The sequence below is a fragment of the Micropruina sp. genome, from assembly GCF_027492755.1.
In the GTDB taxonomy this organism is placed as follows: Bacteria; Actinomycetota; Actinomycetes; order Propionibacteriales; family Propionibacteriaceae; genus Micropruina.
In genome coordinates this window covers 17671-19355 of the sequence record NZ_JAPUED010000051.1, presented here as the reverse complement: position 1 = coordinate 19355, position 1685 = coordinate 17671, and the positions used below count along the sequence as shown (strand labels likewise).

Annotated in this window: 1 protein-coding gene; it reads left to right on the top strand. The window is 70.7% G+C overall.

Going from position 1 to position 1685, the window contains the following annotated elements; genetic code table 11:
* Nucleotides 1-328: 328 nt before the first annotated feature.
* Complete coding sequence (gene purD, locus Q0066_RS03240; protein WP_298129993.1) at nt 329-1675, top strand: phosphoribosylamine--glycine ligase; 1347 nt, start codon at nt 329-331, stop codon at nt 1673-1675.
* Nucleotides 1676-1685 lie beyond the last annotated feature (10 nt).

Here is a 1685-nt window from a genome sequence, read left to right as displayed (position 1 = left end):
CGGCTGCTGGGACGTGGGGACGGTTCTTTTCGTGCCGGTGCGAACCGGCTGCTGGGACGTGGGGACGGTTCTTTTCGTGCCGGTGCGAACCGGCTGCTGGAACGTGGGGACGGTTCTTTTCGTGCCGGTGCGAACCGATGGGACGGTTCTCTACGGAACAGAAATCCACGGAATTCCGTCCCCGACCGTCCAGATCCCGAGAAGATGGAACGGAAAGAACCGTCCCCGCGTTCCACCGACGTTCGTGAAGTGGAACGAAAAGAACCGTCCCCTCGTGCCAGCGACGGCATGCGGAGCCCTGGCAGGCGGACGGCATTAGGCTGAGCGGGTGCATATCCAGCTCTCGGTCCTGATCCTCGGCAGTGGCGGACGCGAACATGCGATCGCCCTCGCGCTGGCCGGCGATCCGGCGGTCTCCCAGTTGCATTGCGCGCCCGGCAACCCCGGGACCGCGACGATCGCCAGCAACCACCCGGTCGACATCAACGACCCGCGGGCGGTGGTCGCGCTGGCCCGCCGGCTGCACGTGAACCTGGTGGTGGTCGGGCCCGAGGCGCCGCTGGTCGCCGGGGTGGCGGACGCCGTCCGCGGCGCTGGGATCGCCTGCTTCGGACCGTCCGCGGCTGCCGCCCGGCTGGAGGCGTCCAAGGCCTTCGCGAAGAACGTGATGGCCGCCGCCGGCGTCCCGACCGCACGATCGCGGTACTGCGAGACGCTGGCCGAGGTCGAGCAGGCGCTGGACCACTTCGGCGCTCCGCACGTGGTGAAGGACGACGGACTGGCCGCCGGCAAGGGCGTGATCGTCACCGACGACCGCGCCGCCGCGCTCGACCATGCGGCCGGCTGCCTGCCGGTGGTCGTCGAGGAGTATCTGGACGGCCCCGAGGTGAGCCTGTTCGCGATCACCGACGGGCACACCGCCCTGCCCCTGCAGCCCGCCCAGGACTTCAAGCGGGTCGGCGAGGGTGACGCCGGCCCGAACACCGGAGGGATGGGCGCCTACACGCCGCTGCCGTGGGCGCCGCCGGGCCTGGTCGACGAGATCATGGACAGCGTCGTCGAGCCCACCATCGCCGAACTCGGACGGCAGGAGACACCGTTCGTCGGCCTGCTGTACGCCGGGCTCGCGCTGACCTCGAAGGGCCTGCGGGTGGTGGAGTTCAACGTCCGCTTCGGCGATCCGGAGACCCAGGCCGTGCTGGCCGCGCTGGACTCGCCGCTCGGTCAGGTGCTGTACGCGGCGGCGACCGACAGCTTGGAAGAGATCGGCGAGCTGGCCTGGAAGCCCGGATCCACCGTCGTCGTGGTGCTGGCCGCGAACGGCTACCCGGGGACGCCGGAACTGGGCGGCACGATCAACGGCCCTCGTCTGCTCGGCTCGGACGACAACGTCCACATCGTGCATGCCGGCACCGCCCGCAACGCCGACGGCGACCTGGTGGCGTCCGGCGGACGCGTGCTCGGCGTCGTCGCCCACGCGGACACCCTGGCTGACGCACGGTCCGACGCCTACGCCGCGATCGACCAGCTCGACGCGCCCAGCCTGTTCTGCCGCCGCGACATCGCGGCCCGCGCCGAACGCGGGGAGATCACAGTCTCGGACGCCTACCAGGTGAACTCGACCCTCGCCCAGTACGCCGGCGACGTCGCTGAGGGGGACGCCGGGGAGTGGTGAACTCTCAGGT